Origin of the sequence: Acidithiobacillus ferriphilus (assembly GCF_018854775.1) — a bacterium.
GTDB lineage: Bacteria > Pseudomonadota > Gammaproteobacteria > Acidithiobacillales > Acidithiobacillaceae > Acidithiobacillus > Acidithiobacillus ferriphilus.
The window spans coordinates 1-878 of the sequence record NZ_JAAZTY010000123.1 but is presented as its reverse complement, the minus strand read 5'-3'; the positions used below and the strand labels follow the sequence as shown (position 1 = coordinate 878).

Annotated in this window: 2 protein-coding genes; both read right to left on the bottom strand. The window is 64.4% G+C overall.

Going from position 1 to position 878, the window contains the following annotated elements; genetic code table 11:
• A partial coding sequence (locus HF921_RS08925; protein ID WP_215893694.1) for a hypothetical protein occupies positions 1 to 238 on the bottom strand: 238 nt, incomplete at its 3' end.
• A gap of 2 nt (positions 239 to 240) precedes the next feature.
• Positions 241 to 878: hypothetical protein (locus tag HF921_RS08920; RefSeq protein WP_215893693.1), on the bottom strand; the 638-nt coding region annotated here is incomplete at its 5' end.

Here is an 878-nt window from a genome sequence, read left to right as displayed (position 1 = left end):
ACAAGGCCATGCCGCCGTTCTCGACCCGCCGCATGAGCGGGATCAGGATGGCCGCCGCGTTCATCTCGCCGCTCAAGGAGGCGGAATGCCTCAAGGACCGCCGCGCCTCCGCCCCTTGCCTGCTTTCCCAGCCATGGGCGGACTTCCGCGAATGTTCGATCTTCCCGACGACCCCGGTGGCTCGCGCCGCCGGAATCACGCTGAGAATGACCAGAGGGACCAACCATGCGCGCTTCATGATCACTTCTCCTTGACGCTCTCGGGAATGGCCGCCAGCCAGTAATCCTCCGGCATGGCGGCCCCCGAGGAGAACCCGAACAGGGTGTTTTGGACCTTGCCGAAGGGCACGGCCACCACCCGGACCTTCTCCATCCCGGAGACCGACCGGGAAAGGGCGTCGATGGGATTGTCGTTGTCGCGAGTCATGAGGTTTTGGCGCAGGTTCTCCTTGACGAAGACGGCGTGAACGTCATGGAAGAGGTAGGGATGGAACTCGCTCTGGAACGGCTCCCAGACCTTTTCCCCCCAGGCCCGCCACCGCTTGAGCGGGACATGCCCGCCCCCCGTGGACGACGCCCCCGACTCGCAGAGGAAGACGTAGCGCGGCGCGGATTCGCCCCAGGTGTCGTCGATGTTGGCCATCAACGTCTTGTAACCGGATTCGACGGCCTCCACATGGGCCTTGCCCATACCGAGTCCCAGGCTCCATTCGCCGGTCATCGGCTTGGTCATCACCTGGCCCGCCTCCGTCGCCATCGCCTCATTGAGCTTCCTCATCGCGTTCACGCCGACCGCGTGGCAGGCGTAACTGACATGCTCAATGGTCTGGTATCCATAGCACCCGATCCCGCCCCCCCATTTCTCGTCGGGGACGTAGG